Here is a 15849-nt window from a genome sequence, read left to right on the forward strand (position 1 = left end):
AGAATATCGAGTGCCTTTTCCTGGTCAATCATACATTTGTCTGCACTCAGCGGAACGCTGCGCGCTTCCTGAATCATATCATAGAGCGAATTGATGAGTTCTTCCAAAACAGCTACCATGCGTGTCCCTCCATCTGCTTGTCTTTCTATCTTTGCTTATCGTGATGATCCGTTTTACTGATGCGTGCGGTCGAGCTTTTTCAAAATGTCCTCTCGAACTTCTTCCGAGACAAACTCGCTGATGTCGCCGCCGTGGCGGGCAATATCACGCACGATCGTGGAGCTGAGGAACAGATATTTCTGATCGGTCATGAGAAAGACCGTATCCAACTCTGTATTCAGCTTTTTATTGGCAAGTGCCATCTGAAATTCGTATTCAAAATCAGACACGGCACGCAGTCCCTTGACAATCGCGCAGGCGTTTTTCTCGCGCACATAGTCTGCGAGCAGACCGCTGAAGCTGTCCACCTCTACATTTGGCAGATCTGCCGTCATGCGTTTGAGAAAATCGACCTTTTCCTCCATGGTGAAGGCGGAAGTCTTTTCTCCGTTAATCATCGCCGCAACAATGAGCTTGTCAAATAATTTGGATGCGCGTTGAATAATATCCAAGTGTCCGAGCGTGGCAGGATCAAAGCTGCCAGGATATACCCCGATTCTCATACGTGTCCTTTCCGGCTGCTCCTGCGGAGTGCCTTAGCTGTTTTCTTCCTTCCGGCACATTGCCGTCAGGCAGATCGTGCCGTATTGATAAGTTTTCTGCACAGCAAAGGATTCTGGGCACCTGACGCTATCTTCCACGGAACTTTCACATATTATTATACCATCCGGCGACAGGATGTCAAACGATTCTACAGCTTTCAGCGCAGAATTTAACAACTCGCCTCCATATGGCGGATCAAGAAACAGTACATCAAACTGCTGCCCCGAAAGACGCTGCAATGCCTGCTGATATGTCATATGCAGCACCTCCGCGCGATCTTCCACGCGTGCAGCTGCGAGATTCTTTTTGATGATGCCAATCGCCTTGGGTGCCTGATCGACAAATACCGCGTGCTTGGCGCCGCGGCTCAGTGCTTCGATGCCCATCTGTCCGGTTCCGGCAAACAAGTCCAGCATCGCCGCATCGTACAAGCGAAACTGTAAAATATTAAACACGGATTCTTTGACTTTATCTGTTGTCGGACGGGTATTTTTTCCCGGCACAGCGTCTAAAATTCTGCCGCGCGCGCTTCCGCTGATCACTCTCATGTCTGCTCCTCCTGTTTCTTGTGAAAATAATCATAGACCGCCTGTGCCGCTGCATGAGGAACAGCTGCTTCCAGCTCGTCTATCGATGCCTCTCGAATACGCTTGAGGCTCTTAAATGTTTGCAGCAGTGCCGTGCGGCGTTTTTCTCCAATGCCTGGAATCTGATCCAATTGAGAGCGCACTGCCTGTGACTGCCGCAAAGTACGCTGATAGGTGATGGCAAACCGATGCACTTCCTCCTGCATGCGTCCGACCAGCGCAAATACCGCTGGTGTCGTCGCAATGCTGAATTCCCGTCCGTCCGGCGCGACCAGACCGCGGGTTCGATGGTGGTCATCCTTGACCATGCCAAACACCGGTGTATCGCAATCAAATCGCTCCAGCACGCTCTTTGCCACGTGCACATGTCCCAGTCCGCCGTCTATCATAAACACGCTGGGCAGCGGTGAAAACTTCTCATCGCCGTCTTTCCAGCGCTGCATTCGCCGCGTCAGCATCTCTTCCATCGCCTTGTAATCATCCTGCCCGTCTGCCACCGATTCGATACGGAATCGGCGATAGCGGCTGCGTTTGGGCTGGCCGTTTTCAAAAACAATCATCGAGCCGACTGTGTTGGTTCCTGCCAGATTGGAAATGTCATACGCTTCAAACGTTGTCGGTGTCTGTTCTAGTCCCATCATGCTGCCAAACAGCTCCAAGGATTTTTGTCTGCGCTGACCAGTGGTCTCCGAGCGAACAATTTCTTCCCGCGCATTTTTCCGCGCCAAATCCATGAGTTCTCGCCGTCTGCCGCGCTGTGGCACGGATACCGTCACCTTTTTTCCCGCTGTCGTGCGCAAAAACTCGCTGACTGCCTGCATATCTTCTATCGGTTCGGAGATCAGCACCAAACTCGGCACAGCACCTCGCATCGCGTAATACTGCTTGAGATAGCTTTCCAATAACTCTGCGCCATCTTCCTCTGAGGTACCATCCAGCATGGTATATTCTTTATCGTACAAATTGCCCGCGATATAATGCAAAACAACCAGACAGCCTTTAGTCTCGCCCTGCACAAATGCCAAAATATCCATGTCGGAAAAGCCGCTTGCCACAACCATCTGATGCTGACCGGCGCGCTGAATCGCCCGCATTCGGTCGCGCAGCTGTGCCGCCTGCTCAAACCGTTCTTCTTCTGCCGCCTGCATCATCTCGCGCTCCAGCTGTGCCGCAAGCGCTTCATAATCGCCCTCCAACACGCGAATGGCCTGTGCGACGCGCTGGGCATATTCTTCTTGCGATACTTTGCCCGCACACGGCGCACAGCAGCGCCTCATCTGGGCATTCAGACACGGCCTCCGCTTGCCAATATCGCGCGGCAGCACGCGATGGCAGTCGCGCAGGCCAAGCGCGCGGCTCACGGTATCTATTGCTTGAAACGCCGCGCCGCGTCCGGCATACGGCCCCAAATATCGCGCCGTGTCTGCCTTGGTTTTTCCCACAACTTCAAATTCCGGATACGGCTCGTCCGTCGAGATGCGGATAAACGGATAACCCTTGTCATCCTTGAGAAGAATGTTATACTTCGGCTGGTATTTTTTAATCATCTGATTTTCCAAAACCAGCGCTTCAAATTCGGAAGAACACACGATAATATCAAAATTATAGATATTTTCCACCATTTTCCGCGTTTTCGGCGTGTGTTTCGCGTCATTTTGGAAATACTGCGAAACGCGATTTTTGAGCACCTTCGCTTTGCCGACGTAAATCACCTGATCGTGCCGATTTTTCATGATATACACGCCAGGCTCCTTCGGGAGCGTCAGTACCTTTTGATGCAGTTCTTCGCGGGTCATCTCCATGTCTCCTTCCGAAAAAGTTACGAAAAAAAGACACCGCAAACCAGCGGTGTCCTCTGTTCATTCGTAGGGTTGAAATCAGTCGCTGAAGTTCGAATCGCTGAAATTGGACTGAATCAGATCGGTCAGTGCGTTGACAGCCTCAACTTCGTCAACACCGTCTGCGATCAGCGTGATTGTCGTGCCCTTGGTGATACCCAAAGACAGAATGCCCAGCAGAGACTTTGCATTGACTCTGCGCTCTTCCTTTTCAACCAGAATTGTGCTCTTAAAACCATTTGCACACTGAATGAAGAATGTAGCTGGACGTGCATACAGTCCAACCTGGTTCGTTACCTGAACTTCCTGTGAAAACATTTCAACATCGCTCCTATAAACAAAATTAAACTAAACCTATACAACACAATACATGAATATGCAGATTCTTTTTCCTGAATCATATATTATTATTTATAGCATACCTGTTTTTTCCGATTTCGTCAATATGTTTTTGTAACAAAAGAGAGCATTTTCGATCAAAAATTTGTAAAGGATTTTCAAATGCCGCAAATTGCAACACTAGTGTTCTCAACATATTGACGTTTTTTGCGCCCTATTTTTCGTGTTTTGTTAGGTTTTATTTCAATTCCAGAATTGTTACGCCCATATCGCCCTCGCCATATCGACCGTTGCGAATGGACTTCACATGCTTGTCATGCCGCAAGTGATCCTGAATCGCCGTGCGCAGTGCGCCGGTGCCCTTGCCGTGAATAATCGTCACAATATCCAGCCGCGCCATCAGGCAGTCGGAAATGTAGCGGTCAACCTCCATCAGAGCCTCTTCAACCATCATGCCGCGGACATCCAGCTCACTCTTGGCTGCCGAGCGGCGCACCTCCGGCGATGCGCCCGCCGTCCGATACGCTTTGCGCGTCTTGGGCTGCGGCTTTTTCTTGGGCTGTTCAATGCGAAGCTCGTTAATCGGCACGTTGACCTTCAAAATGCCCGCCTGCACGTAAACCATGCCGTCCTTATCCTCCGGCTTGAGTACGGTGCCCTGTACGCCGACATTGAGCAGATATACCGTATCACCGGCCTTGAGCGGGCGAATGCTGTCCGCTTCCACGGTCTTTTTCTCGCGGTGACCCGCCTTCTTTTCCGCCTGTCCCAGCGTACTGCGCAGTGCGGCACGAGCCGCAGCCAAATTCTGGTCTGCCGCATTGGCGTTTGCCTGCTTCTTCATCTCATCCAGCTGGGCAAAGACGGTATCCGATGCCATGCGTGCATCGCGCAAAATGCGCGCCGCCTGTTCGCGTGCCTTTTCGAGAATCGCATCGGTCTCGTCCTCGGCGCGTCCCTTCATCGTGACCGCCTTGTCCTTTTCCGACTGTGCCGTGCGGCGCAGTCGATCTGCGTCCTCACGCTGCTTTTGCAGCTGATGCCGTTCCTTTTCCAGTCTGCCCAGAACATCTTCAAATCGGACGTTTTCCTCGGAAATCTGCTTCTTTGCCTGCTCAATAATCGCAGGCTGCAAGCCCAACCGCTTGGAAATCGCAAATGCATTGGATTTGCCCGGCACACCGGTGAGCAGATGATAGGTCGGCTGGAGAGTTCTGACGTCAAATTCACACGATGCGTTTTCTACGCCGTCTGTTGTCAGCGCAAAGACCTTCAGCTCGGAATAATGCGTGGTCGCTGCAACCAGTGAGCCCATTTTTCTACCGTACTCGATAATGGCAACAGCAAGCGCCGCGCCCTCTTCCGGGTCGGTACCGGCACCCAGCTCATCAAACAAAATCAAGTCGTCCGGACCGCACTTTTCCATAATAGATACGGTATTCTTCATGTGTGCAGAAAATGTAGACAGCGACTGTTCAATGCTCTGCTCGTCGCCAATGTCCGCATAAATATTCTCAAACAGACACACTTCGCTCTGTTCATTTGCCGGAATGTGCAGGCCAGATGCCGCCATCAGGCTGAGCAGACCCAACGTTTTCAGGCTGACCGTTTTGCCGCCGGTATTCGGACCGGTAATAACCAGCGTGTCATAGTCATTGCCAAGGGCAATATCAATGGCAACTGCCTTCTTCTGGTCAAGCAGCGGATGCCGCGCCTGAATCAGCTGTACCTGTGTCTTTTCGCTCAGCTTTGGTGCGCAGGCATTGAGCTGGAAGGAATAATTTGCCTTGGCGAAGATAAAGTCCAACTTGCACAGCACATCATAGTCTGCCGCAATGGCGTCGGAAAATCCTTCGACATCCGCAGTCAGCTCAGCAAGAATGCGCTCGATTTCTACTTTTTCCTTACCTTGCAGAATTTTAATCTGGTTATTGGCATTGACAACCTGTGTCGGCTCAATAAACAGCGTAGCACCGGAGGACGAAACGTCATGCACCATGCCCGGCACATCGCCCTTGTGCTCGCTCTTGACCGGAATAACATATCTGCCATCGCGCTGGGTGATAATGGTCTCCTGCAAGTATTTAGAATACGTGGCAGAGGAAACATAATGATTCAGCGTCTCGCGCACATGAACATTCTGCTGTCGAATTTGGCGGCGAATATTGGCCAGCTCGGACGATGCCGCATCAGCAATCTCTTCTTCGCTAATAATCGCGCGATTGATTTTTTCTTCTAGATAGCGATTGCTGTTGATGCGCGCGAATAGGGAATCCAGCGATGTATGCACGCCGTTGTCCTGCTGTTCGTTGCCGTATTTGCGCACCTGATTGGCGGCGTGCAGCAGCGAAGCAATATCCAGCAATTCGCGCGTAGACAAAATGCCGCCCATCTTGGAGCGGTTGAGCGCCGCAGACACCTCACGAATGCCGCCGAACGCCGGTGTGCCGCCGGTCGTGAGCAGACGCTTCGCGTCATCGGTCTGCGTCAGCAGCTCCTGTACATCCTCGATGTCGTGCAGCGGGCGCAAATTCTTTGCCGCCTGCTTTGCCTTTCGGCTGACACACTTGTCTGCCAGCTGATCGAGAATCGTATAATATTCCAGTATTTTCAGACTTTTTTCAGAAAGTTTACTCATATTTCTTGTCAAAGCTCCTAAAAATATTCTATTTCTATGTAATTATTGTTGATTGATGCGGTATGCCCGCCGCGTTGCGCCGATAATCGTCACCGCGAGCACCGCCAAAAAGAGAACCAGACACGGCATGATGCGCCCGTCCTGCCGATAGCTCATGATCGTTGTGTACAACACAAACCCGCTGATCTCCACCTGCAGGACATGCAGCATGGTAATGATCGTCTGATAAACACACGCTTCGTTTTTCTTGTTCATCTCAAACGGTACATTCAGCATATCTACAGGCATAAAATGCGCCACTAAACTGACAATAGCCAAAGGAAACGTCATGATGATCGGCGAAATCAGCAGAGCCCCCGGCGAACCGTAGCCGTTCGGCGTGCCGTCCAGCATAAAATGCGTCGCAATCGTGTCCGGCAGATGCCGCATTCCGGCAATGGCAACGCCATAGCTCGCGAGCAGCAGCAGCCACGCCATACTTTCTAATACAGTATGCCGCTTGGTACGCATAACAATCCCCTCCTCAGTGCAGATCAAACAGGGAATGATAGAAGCCCAGTGTCTCTTGGCACTGCACATCCATATGATACAGCAAATATCGTTCACAAATCGCGCCGAGCTGCTTGGCAGTCTGCTCACTGACAGTGAACGAAAACTCTTTTTTATCCGGACAAAACGCGATATACCGCAGGGCGTGCAGAACACCTTCCGATACAGAAAAATACGTGCCGCCGACACGCTTTCGGCAGCTATCGCAAATCAGTGCACCGTTTTCCAGCAAGAACGACCAATTGCTGCATGCAGTCTCCCCGCACGCGCCGCAGCCGTTCAGCTCCGGCTGAAAGCCGAGCAGACAGGACAATCGCAGTTCAAACGCCGCCTTGACCGCCTGCACTTGGCGGCTCTGGCGATCCAGCGCATACAGTGCCCGCAAAAACAGCCGCAAAATCTGCTGTGTCGTCTGTTCTTCGACCGATGCGATATTCGCCAAATCTGCGAAATAGCAGCACAGCGCATAGTACTCAATATTGCTCGTGATACCGCTCCAAAAGGCGGTATCTATGACAGCGTCATTGAGCTGGTACTGTCTGCCCGCAAACAGCGTAAATTCGCTGTACTGGAACAAAGAAGTCGCCGTCACCAAACGTCCGCGCTTGCGCCGGATGCCGCGGCACAGCACCTCAATCTTGCCCAATTCTTCGGTCAGAAGCGTGATATACCGGTCATGGTCTCCGAAATCCGTCTGCCGGATCACCAACCCTCTGACCGTGATATGCTGCTGTGCCATATATTACTCGTTTTCATAGCCAAAGTTGCGCATCTGATACTGATTGTTGCGCCAACCTTCCTTGACCTTGACCCACAGCTGCAAATAGACACGGGTATCCAGCAGCTCTTCGATGTCTTTTCGCGCTTCTGCGCCGATTTTGCGCAGCATCGTGCCATTTTTTCCGATGATAATGCCCTTGTGGCTCTTCTTCTCGCAGTAAATCGTCGCCGCGATATTCATCAGACCATCCTCGCGCTCATGCATTTGCTCTACTGCAACCGCTGTGCCATGCGGCACCTCGCGCTCCAAATTACGCAGCATTTTTTCACGGACAATCTCTGCCACGAGCTGACGCTCCGGCTGGTCGCACAGCATATCATCCGGAAACAACTGCGGACCTTCAATCGCAAACTTGGCGAATTCTTCAAACAGAATGTCACAGTTTTCGCCGGTCTTTGCGGACAGCGGAACCACTGCATCCCACTTGTGTGCCTCGGAATATGCCGCAATGACTGCGAGCAAATCCTCATTTTTTACCGTGTCAATTTTATTGATGATGAGCACAGACGGCATGTGATACTGCTTCATGCGCTCCATCAGTTCCTGCTCTGCCGGGCCGATATGCGGCACCGGATCGACGACCATTGCCGCAATATCCACGTCTGTCACAGTATCATTGACGACTTTTACCATGTAATCGCCCAGACGGGAGCGCGGCTTGTGCAGACCCGGTGTGTCCTGAAAGACAAACTGACAGTCGCCCTTGGTCACAACACCGGTAATGCGCGTACGCGTCGTCTGCGGCTTATTGGATACAATCGCAATCTTTGTGCCAACCAACTGATTGAGCAGCGTCGATTTGCCGACATTCGGCTTGCCCACGATGGAAATAATGGCACTCTTTTTTACACTCATGCTAGTTCTCCTTATCGTTCCTCTTACTTTTCAAACTGATCGGTATCGCGGCGCAGTCCCAGCGATTCTAGTACCGCCTCTTCATGCTTGCGCTGAAGCTGCCGTTCCTCCTCACTGCGTTCATGATCGTAGCCGAGCAGATGCATCATAGAGTGCACGGTTAAAAAGCCGCATTCCCGTTCGGTCGAATGACCGTATTCCTTTGCCTGCTCCACCGCACGGTCATAATTGAGAATCATATCGCCCAAAAACAGCGAATTGTCTCCCGGATCGCGCTCCAGTTCTACATCCTCCGGCCATTCGCCGTTGTAAAATTCCAGCATGGGAAAAGACAGCACATCGGTCACGGCGTCTTTTCCGCGATTTTCCCGATTGAGCGTGCGAATGGTCTCGCTGTCTACAATCGTGACATCGACAAAGCTGTTTTCTGGTGCGCCTTCGGTCTCCAATGCCTTTTGTGCGCAGCGAGTAATCAGCTCGGCAACCTGCTCGAACTGGTCAATCTCTGCCTCCGGCGTAATGCGAATGCGATGCATAATCTCCGCCTCACTTTCTATTCTGTGTCCGACGCTTTGCCGCGCTTTCCTTGGCGCGCAGCTGCTTTTGCTGTTCATATTTCTCATAGGCACGAACAATGCGCTGTACCAGCTCATGTCGCACGACGTCCTTATCCGTCAGCTGGCACTGGGCGATGTCTTCGACATTCTTGAGCACGCGCACCGCCTCTTTGAGGCCGCTGACGCGATCTCCCGGCAGGTCGATCTGGGTAATATCGCCCGTGACAACCGCCTTGGAGCCAAAGCCGATACGAGTCAAAAACATCTTCATCTGTTCCGGCGTCGTGTTCTGTGCCTCATCCAAAATAATAAACGAATCGTCTAGTGTACGTCCGCGCATGTACGCGAGCGGTGCAACCTCAATGCTGCCGCGCTCCAGCAGCTTATTGAAGGTCTCCGCACCCATCATATCAAACAAACCGTCATACAGCGGACGCAGATACGGATCTACCTTGCTCTGCAAATCGCCGGGCAAAAATCCGAGCTTTTCACCCGCTTCGACAGCCGGACGAGTCAAAATAATGCGGCTGATCTGCTTGTCGCGGAACGCTGCCACAGCTGCTGCAACAGCAAGATAGGTTTTGCCTGTACCCGCCGGTCCGATGCCAATCGTGACTGTATGCGTGCGCATCGCGTCCATATACCGCTTCTGTCCCAGCGTCTTTGCCTTGATCGGCTTGCCTTTCGCCGTGATGCACACGACATCCTTGCCGATTTCAGAAATCTGATTCTGTCTGCCGTCCTTGACGAGACCCAGCACATACTGTACGGTCTGTGTGCCAATGCTCTCGCCGCGCTCGGCGAGCTGCATCAGAGACTGGATGGTTTTCATCGCCAGCTCCACATGTTCCGGGTCGGAGCCGGTGACTTTGAGTTCGGTTTCTCGGCTGAGCACGGTGACATCCAGTGCTTTTTCCAGCACCTTCATGTTTTCGTCAAACGCGCCGAAAATTCCCATGATTAAATCAATGGAGTCAATATGCATGGTCGTTTCTGCCATATTTATTCTTCGCTCTCCTTGTTTTCCTCTGATTGCGGAAGCTCCGTTCTGCTGCTTTCCACACGTTCGGCGATCTGTTCATAACACCACACAACAGACCGCAGGACAGCGGCATGATCTTCCGTGTTCATGTCTGCCTGCATAGACGTCAGGCAGCCTTCCTGCAGCTGCGCTTGGACAGACCGCTTTGTTCCATATTCCAGCCGGTTTTGCATCGTTTCCGCCCGGAGCAGCACAGGTTCTGTCTGATATGGAATCACGGTCTCACAGTACAGGGAAATCGGCAGCACCAGATGTTCATTCAGGCGCACCGTTTTCATCGTTATTATTCTATCACAAATCCCATCGGTTAGACTACTGCTCCTATACAAATTTATCCGTGTTTTTCCGAAACACAGGGCATACCGGTGCTTTTTTCTGCCCATTTCGGTTTTTCTCGATGCTTCGAGCGGCATTTTCCGCTTCACGTAATAGCGCACATCCGCCCACACCTGTGCATTGGCATCGGTGAGCCGATCCTCGTCCAGTTCTCCCTGCTTCTCTACCAACGCATCCACCAGCATCTGTCCGCGCACAACGGCATCTCCCGTCTTGCACAGCTGCGTGCCGCGCCCGACAGAGATTTTCCGAATCACACCGTCTTTTACTGCGACAACATCATGAATCCCCTGCTTGGTCTCGTCCTCTGGCGGCGGCTTCGCCGCGGCCGCCTGCACAGTCAGCACATTTCCCTCGACATTGACGGAAAAATACTTGAGTTCATCCAAGGTTATCATCATGTGCCGCTTGACATCCTTTGCATCAATCGTCGTACTTCTCGTGCCGACGCCAATATGCAGCTGTTCCAGTTCCTGCATAATGACCCGACTATCGACGCCCTGTTCCAGCTGAAGATCAATCATCCAGATCCGTGAGGACAGCTCCCAGCACAGCCATCCCATAAAAATCAATCCCATCCACAAGCCGTGCCGATGGCGAATGCGTTTCCAAACAAACGGAAAGCCGCGCCGCCGGAGAATATGCACGCGGCAGCGCGAGCGTTTGCGCACATGCGACAGGCGGCAGAAGTCACGCAGAGACAGCTCCGCTTGCAGCTCATCCAACTGCGTCCGGCGAATGCGATACAGCAAAATCCGATGTTCCGAACAGATATTGAGAAAGCGTTCCAGCTCTGCGCCGCGCACGCGGATAGTCAGCATTCCTCCCGCCAGTCGAATCCATTCGGCAACCATTCTGCGCTCACGCTCCCTCTGTCAAAAATCCCACCTGTGCAATGAGTCCGGTAATGGACAGCTCTTGCTCATCCAGTGTTCCCAGCTCTAACGCACTGCCTGTGATTTGGATGAGCAGTCTGCCGCAGTGAATCCGCATTTCTTCCTCACTGTACAGCACAATCGCACAGCGTCCGGTTATCACAATACTGCGGTTTCCGTCCAGCTCGATGCATGGCGCACCGCCCAGCTCCGGAAATTTTGTTCCCACACCCATCCCCTCCTCTGGAAATTTGTATGCACCAGCAGCATGATTGTTGCCATGTCCCGATAAAATGAACCGAGAAAGGAGCTGATTTTCATGCGTTCCCGCCTGTATTCTGCCGGATGCTTGGTCTTTTTGTTACTTTTGTGCAGATATTCGGCCGCTTGCACCGATGCTGTGCGCGCGGCACTGCATCTCTGTCTGACTTCCGTGATTCCGGCATTGTTTCCGTTTTTTGTCGCCAGCACGCTTGCTATTTCCTGCGGACTGGCGCAGACCATCGGTGCGCTCTTCGCCGTTCCATTCCGCAAGCTGTTTCATTTGCCCGCCTGCGGCGCGGCAGCCATGCTTCTGAGTTTTTTGGGCGGTTATCCCGCCGGAGCGCGCATGGCAGCCGAGCTATACCACAACAAGCAATGCACGCGCGAACAAGCAAACGCTCTGGCAGCGGTGTGCAATAATACCGGCCCTGCCTTTCTCATCGGCATGTGCGGCAACGGTCTGTTTCACTCGCTGCGCGCCGGCATCTTCTTATATCTCGTGCATATCATTTCGGCTCTGCTGACCGCGTTTGTTCTGCGTCCGAAGACGGCGCCAAAGTCTGCGGCGTTGACCAATCAATCGGAATTTCTGCGATGGATCCCGCTGTTTGTCCAAGCTGTGTTGTCTGCCGGACGCGCCAGCTTGCATGTATCTGCCTTTGTGCTTGTTTTTTCCGTGATCTTGTCTCTGCTTCGACAGGTCGGTATCTTCTCTTTTCTTCTTTGCGCGTTCGCACCGGTATTCCGCACTTTGAGCCTGTCTGACGGCACAGGAATCTTGATTGGCATGTTAGAACTGACGCAGGGGCTTGCCAGCCTGACGCCAGATACCGGTACACTAGCAGCACGGCTCATTGCTGTCTCCTCTTTATGTGCCTTTGGCGGATGTTCCGTGCTATTTCAAACCGCCACTGTGACAGAAGGTTTATCCTTTCGCGCCTGTATTCGCGGCAAGCTGGTTCACGCCGTCCTCGCTTTTTGCCTCTGTCTCTTAGCCGTCTCCGTTGTACCGACAAGCTGGCTGGAAACACGATAAAATTCCGTCATATTTTCGTCCTCTTGCGTCTGGAAACCGCGGGTAAAATACGCTATAATATTGTGATAGTGTCTTATGACAGAAAAGGAGACTTGCTATGTTTAATCTGTTCCGAAGGAACTGCTTATATAACGAATCCATTGAGCCGCATTGCGCCTACTGCGCCCACTGTAAGCCGGACAATGAATATCAAGGCGTCTGCGAATTTCGCGGCATCGTAGCCATGGCAGGAAGCTGCCGCCGATTCACTTACGATGCCCTGCGCCGCCGTCCGCCGAAGCCTGCCCGCATTCGCGGCCGCTTCAGCGATGCAGATTTCTTCTTTGAAGAAAAAGAACCGGAAGCACCGAAGACTACTGACAAATCCAAACAGCCGAAACCGGAAGAAGAATCTTCTCCGCTGATTTCTGAAGATCTCAGCCAGTTTGCGGATCTCTGGGAGGATGAGGACGAAGCGCCGAAGGCAGAAGCAAAACCGGAAACCGATACAGAGTCGGAGGCAGCTGCCGAACCGTCGGAGCAAGAAGAAACCGCATTCATTCCGGAAGAAACCAAGGAGGAACACCCAGATGAAGGTTAAAAAACAGCTTGCTGCCTTCTTGCTGTCTCTCTCTTTACTCACCGGCATGGCAGCACCGGTGTTCGCTGTCGATTCTGACACATCGAGCACGCAAAGCACTACTTCGTCCGAACAAGGCTCTGACAGCACAGAGACAAAAACGGACAAGTCCAGCGATTCCAGCTCGGACAAAACAACAGAAGACACCACTGCCGAAGAAACTGAACCGCAGGATCCAAAAAATCCGACGATTACCATTGATGCCAAGGCTTCGATTCTCGTCAACGCGGAAACCGGTGAAATCATTGAGGCAAAGAACGAGAAGAAAAAGGAATATCCTGCTTCTACAACCAAAATGATGACCGCCCTGCTCGCGCTGGAAAACTGCGAATTGAGTGACGTTGTCACCATGAAACAGGAAGACATTGCCGCAGCAGGTGCTGGCGCCAGCAACGCCGGACTCAAAGCCGGTGAGCAAGTGACCGTAGAAAATCTGCTGTACTGCCTGATGCTGCCGTCCGCATTTGAAGCCGCCAATGCACTGGCCCGCACAGCAGGCGGTTCTGTAGACAACTTCGTCAAGATGATGAATGACCGTGCCAGCGAATTGGGCTGTGTCAACACGCACTTCGTCAATCCAACCGGTATGCACGACACCGATCACTATTCTTGTGCGTATGATATGTATCTGATTGCCCGCGAGGCAATGAAGAACTCAACCTTCCAGACCATCGTCAACACCGCGCAAAAAAAGCTGCCGGAGACCAATATGAATCCGGAGCGCATTATCTATACGACCAATGAGTTGATTCGCAGCAGCTATTCGTCCATCTATTACGACAACTGCTACGGCATCAAAACCGGCCATACAACGCCTGCCGGATACTGCTTGGTCTCCTATGCCAAGCAGGGCAGTTACTCCTATTATTCCGTCATTCTCGGTGCCAAGGGCGGCACAGAATACGCAGGCAGCTTCACCGAAACCAAGCGTCTGTTCGAGTGGGCCTTCGACAATTTCCGGATGCAGACCGCAACAAAGGGCGGTTCCGCGGTGACAGAATGCCCGGTTCGTCTCGGCAAGGGCGTCGATCACGTGACGCTCGTCACCTCTAAGGATGTCTCTGTCCTCCTGCCTAAGGGGGCAGAATCCTCCGACTTGGAAACCAAATTGGATGTATCCGACAGTTACGATGCCCCGATTGCGCAGGGACAGAAGCTTGGCACGGTTACCTATTCGTATAACGGAACCGTGTGTGCAACAGAAGATCTGATTGCCCTGAGTGCCGTCCAGCGTTCCACGCTCTTATATGCACTGGATCAGGTCTCCAAGTTCTTTCACTGGGCACCGGTCCGCATCGTGATTACCATCATTATCGTTCTGTTTATCTTGTATGTGGTATTCTCTGTCATTGCAAGACGAAACCGCCGCATCAAAAAACAACAGCGCAGAAAGCGGAAAAACCGCAAGAATCGCAGCAATCGTCGATAAAACGCAGCAATCCCCTGTTTCCTGAGAAACAGGGGATTTTGATTTATGCAGCCAGTTCTGCATAGCGTGTAATCATTACCGCAGCTTGTGCGCGGGTTGCATGATTTGCCGGACGAAGATACAGGTTGTCTCCCACCCGTTCACCAGACAAAATTTGATTTTGATACGCCCAAACCATGGCATTTTTCGCCCATCCAGCAACAGCACTGCTGTCTGCAAAAACACCATCCAGCGATCCGCTGACTGCCGGTCTTCCGGCGCGAGAGTACAGCATCACGGCAACCTCCTGCCGTGTAATTGACTGATTGGGTCGAAAGGTTCCGTCTGTATATCCGCCGACAATATGATTTTCTGCCGCCCAAGTGACCGCCCGATAATACCATGCCGTGCTTTTTACATCGGTAAATCGGCTTTCTCCTGTGACATCCGGGCTTCCCGCCTGATTATACAAAATCTGTACTACCTGCGCCCGCGTCAGTGTGCCGTTCGGTCGAAATTCCGTCTTGGACACACCGCCCATCAGTGCGTGGTCATACACATACTGCACGAAATCTCGGTACCAGCTCGTTGCCGGAACATCGGTAAAAATGTCCTCCACGCGGCGCGTATCCGAAATAATTTGATCGGTATATGTTTTGCCGTCAAACGTACAGGAAGCAATACGTGTGCCATCTTCATTCACGGTGACGGTGCAGGCTTCCTGCTGTATATCATCGCCAAGCGTGCAAAAAAAACGAGCAATACAAGAGAGTAAGTCGGAACTCCACTCAAATTCCGGTTGTTTATACGTGTGTGTATGTGTTTCTCTCTGTTCGTCATAATCCGTGTCTCCCATCGGATAATTGCGAGCAAAGGATTGCGTCAAATACGCCTCATCTCGTTCATGGTCGGAGAAATTGGCGTCGCTTTTTAAGAAATACGCCGGTGTATCACTGCCGGCATCCCACGTTGCGTCCAAATTATAATATTTTCCGCCCAGCTTGACAATATTCCAGCTGTGGTTTTCTCCATTCGCTGTGCCAGAGATAAAGCGGCAGTCTATCCCTTCCTCCAGCAGCAGTCGATACAGAAAAACCGAATAGCCCTGACAGACACTGGTGCCGTTGATTACCGCCGCATACGCCGTGTACTTGAGCTTATACGAATCATCCGCATCGTGCTTGCTGTCGTACGTCACATGCTGACAGACATACGAGTAAATCGCGGAAATTTTTTCATAGTCACTCTTCCCGTCGAGATTCAGTGATTGCAAGATACGATTGATTCTCACATCCAGTGCTGTTTCCTGCTTTTCTGTCGTGTACCATGTCATCGTGTATTTGATGGTCAGATAATAGGTGTTGCCATCGACATGTCCCGACTGCGTGGCATCCCATCCGGCATATTGCCACTTGAGATAATC

Annotated in this window: 16 protein-coding genes; 3 read left to right on the top strand and 13 right to left on the bottom strand. The window is 52.0% G+C overall.

Annotated features, from left to right (window positions below; translation table 11 throughout):
* Positions 1 to 173 precede the first annotated feature (173 nt).
* The 12 genes from coaD to ACR0P9_RS01570 form a co-directional block, all read right to left on the bottom strand.
* Positions 174 to 662 (bottom strand): pantetheine-phosphate adenylyltransferase, encoded by a 489-nt coding sequence (gene coaD, locus ACR0P9_RS01515; protein ID WP_432617085.1) that lies wholly within the window; start codon positions 660 to 662, stop codon positions 174 to 176.
* A gap of 33 nt (positions 663 to 695) precedes the next feature.
* Positions 696 to 1250, bottom strand: a complete 555-nt coding sequence (gene rsmD, locus ACR0P9_RS01520; RefSeq protein ID WP_432617086.1) for a 16S rRNA (guanine(966)-N(2))-methyltransferase RsmD — start codon at positions 1248 to 1250, stop codon at positions 696 to 698.
* Positions 1247 to 3085, bottom strand: a complete 1839-nt coding sequence (gene uvrC / locus ACR0P9_RS01525) for an excinuclease ABC subunit UvrC (RefSeq protein WP_432617087.1) — start codon at positions 3083 to 3085, stop codon at positions 1247 to 1249. The genes rsmD and uvrC overlap by 4 nt, the downstream gene beginning before the upstream one ends.
* Before the next feature lie 81 nt (positions 3086 to 3166).
* Positions 3167 to 3445, bottom strand: coding sequence for an HPr family phosphocarrier protein (locus ACR0P9_RS01530; RefSeq protein ID WP_087018525.1), 279 nt, complete (start codon positions 3443 to 3445; stop codon positions 3167 to 3169).
* A gap of 259 nt (positions 3446 to 3704) precedes the next feature.
* On the bottom strand, positions 3705 to 6104 hold the full coding sequence (locus ACR0P9_RS01535; protein ID WP_432617088.1) for an endonuclease MutS2: 2400 nt from the start codon (positions 6102 to 6104) through the stop codon (positions 3705 to 3707).
* A gap of 42 nt (positions 6105 to 6146) precedes the next feature.
* Positions 6147 to 6614, bottom strand: coding sequence for a DUF1648 domain-containing protein (locus tag ACR0P9_RS01540; RefSeq protein ID WP_432617089.1), 468 nt, complete (start codon positions 6612 to 6614; stop codon positions 6147 to 6149).
* A gap of 13 nt (positions 6615 to 6627) precedes the next feature.
* Complete coding sequence (recO, locus tag ACR0P9_RS01545; RefSeq protein ID WP_432617090.1) at positions 6628 to 7392, bottom strand: DNA repair protein RecO; 765 nt, start codon at positions 7390 to 7392, stop codon at positions 6628 to 6630.
* Between the two features lie 3 nt (positions 7393 to 7395).
* Positions 7396 to 8289 (bottom strand): GTPase Era, encoded by an 894-nt coding sequence (era, locus tag ACR0P9_RS01550; protein ID WP_432617091.1) that lies wholly within the window; start codon positions 8287 to 8289, stop codon positions 7396 to 7398.
* A 23-nt stretch (positions 8290 to 8312) separates the two neighbouring features.
* On the bottom strand, positions 8313 to 8825 hold the full coding sequence (ybeY, locus tag ACR0P9_RS01555) for an rRNA maturation RNase YbeY (RefSeq protein WP_432617092.1): 513 nt from the start codon (positions 8823 to 8825) through the stop codon (positions 8313 to 8315).
* 10 nt (positions 8826 to 8835) lie between these two features.
* On the bottom strand, positions 8836 to 9846 hold the full coding sequence (locus ACR0P9_RS01560) for a PhoH family protein (RefSeq protein ID WP_432617093.1): 1011 nt from the start codon (positions 9844 to 9846) through the stop codon (positions 8836 to 8838).
* Positions 9847 to 9848: 2 nt separating this feature from the next.
* Positions 9849 to 11078 (bottom strand): sporulation protein YqfD, encoded by a 1230-nt coding sequence (locus ACR0P9_RS01565; RefSeq protein ID WP_432617094.1) that lies wholly within the window; start codon positions 11076 to 11078, stop codon positions 9849 to 9851.
* 7 nt (positions 11079 to 11085) lie between these two features.
* Positions 11086 to 11328 (bottom strand): YabP/YqfC family sporulation protein, encoded by a 243-nt coding sequence (locus ACR0P9_RS01570; protein ID WP_432617095.1) that lies wholly within the window; start codon positions 11326 to 11328, stop codon positions 11086 to 11088.
* A 90-nt stretch (positions 11329 to 11418) separates the two neighbouring features.
* Here ACR0P9_RS01570 and ACR0P9_RS01575 point away from each other — a divergent pair, with 90 nt between their 5' ends.
* The 3 genes from ACR0P9_RS01575 (at position 11419) to ACR0P9_RS01585 (ending at position 14447) form a co-directional block, all read left to right on the top strand.
* Positions 11419 to 12399: a hypothetical protein gene (locus ACR0P9_RS01575; protein ID WP_432617096.1), complete on the top strand. Its 981-nt coding sequence runs from the start codon at positions 11419 to 11421 to the stop codon at positions 12397 to 12399.
* Positions 12400 to 12496: 97 nt separating this feature from the next.
* The gene (locus tag ACR0P9_RS01580) at positions 12497 to 12979 is read left to right on the top strand and encodes a hypothetical protein (RefSeq protein ID WP_432617097.1); all 483 of its coding nucleotides are present in this window, start codon (positions 12497 to 12499) and stop codon (positions 12977 to 12979) included.
* Positions 12969 to 14447, top strand: a complete 1479-nt coding sequence (locus ACR0P9_RS01585; protein WP_432617098.1) for a D-alanyl-D-alanine carboxypeptidase family protein — start codon at positions 12969 to 12971, stop codon at positions 14445 to 14447. The genes ACR0P9_RS01580 and ACR0P9_RS01585 overlap by 11 nt, the downstream gene beginning before the upstream one ends.
* 43 nt (positions 14448 to 14490) lie before the next feature.
* On the opposite strand, the gene ACR0P9_RS01590 is transcribed toward ACR0P9_RS01585, so the two are convergent.
* On the bottom strand, positions 14491 to 15849 hold a 1359-nt coding region (locus ACR0P9_RS01590; RefSeq protein ID WP_432617099.1), incomplete at its 5' end, for an S-layer homology domain-containing protein.

The sequence above is a fragment of the Butyricicoccus sp. genome (assembly GCF_050872565.1).
Lineage (GTDB): Bacteria > Bacillota > Clostridia > Oscillospirales > Butyricicoccaceae > Butyricicoccus_A.

Bases quoted from the DNA above. Each gene is read 5' to 3' on its own strand.
- ACR0P9_RS01530 (WP_087018525.1), bottom strand. From the start codon at position 3,445: ATGTTTTCACAGGAAGTTCAGGTAACGAACCAGGTTGGACTGTATGCA.
- ACR0P9_RS01540 (WP_432617089.1), bottom strand. From the start codon at position 6,614: ATGCGTACCAAGCGGCATACTGTATTAGAAAGTATGGCGTGGCTGCTG.
- uvrC (WP_432617087.1), bottom strand. From the start codon at position 3,085: ATGACCCGCGAAGAACTGCATCAAAAGGTACTGACGCTCCCGAAGGAG.
- ybeY (WP_432617092.1), bottom strand. From the start codon at position 8,825: ATGCATCGCATTCGCATTACGCCGGAGGCAGAGATTGACCAGTTCGAG.
- ACR0P9_RS01560 (WP_432617093.1), bottom strand. From the start codon at position 9,846: ATGGCAGAAACGACCATGCATATTGACTCCATTGATTTAATCATGGGA.
- coaD (WP_432617085.1), bottom strand. From the start codon at position 662: ATGAGAATCGGGGTATATCCTGGCAGCTTTGATCCTGCCACGCTCGGA.
- rsmD (WP_432617086.1), bottom strand. From the start codon at position 1,250: ATGAGAGTGATCAGCGGAAGCGCGCGCGGCAGAATTTTAGACGCTGTG.
- ACR0P9_RS01580 (WP_432617097.1), top strand. From the start codon at position 12,497: ATGTTTAATCTGTTCCGAAGGAACTGCTTATATAACGAATCCATTGAG.
- ACR0P9_RS01585 (WP_432617098.1), top strand. From the start codon at position 12,969: ATGAAGGTTAAAAAACAGCTTGCTGCCTTCTTGCTGTCTCTCTCTTTA.
- era (WP_432617091.1), bottom strand. From the start codon at position 8,289: ATGAGTGTAAAAAAGAGTGCCATTATTTCCATCGTGGGCAAGCCGAAT.
- ACR0P9_RS01565 (WP_432617094.1), bottom strand. From the start codon at position 11,078: ATGGTTGCCGAATGGATTCGACTGGCGGGAGGAATGCTGACTATCCGC.
- ACR0P9_RS01535 (WP_432617088.1), bottom strand. From the start codon at position 6,104: ATGAGTAAACTTTCTGAAAAAAGTCTGAAAATACTGGAATATTATACG.
- ACR0P9_RS01575 (WP_432617096.1), top strand. From the start codon at position 11,419: ATGCGTTCCCGCCTGTATTCTGCCGGATGCTTGGTCTTTTTGTTACTT.
- recO (WP_432617090.1), bottom strand. From the start codon at position 7,392: ATGGCACAGCAGCATATCACGGTCAGAGGGTTGGTGATCCGGCAGACG.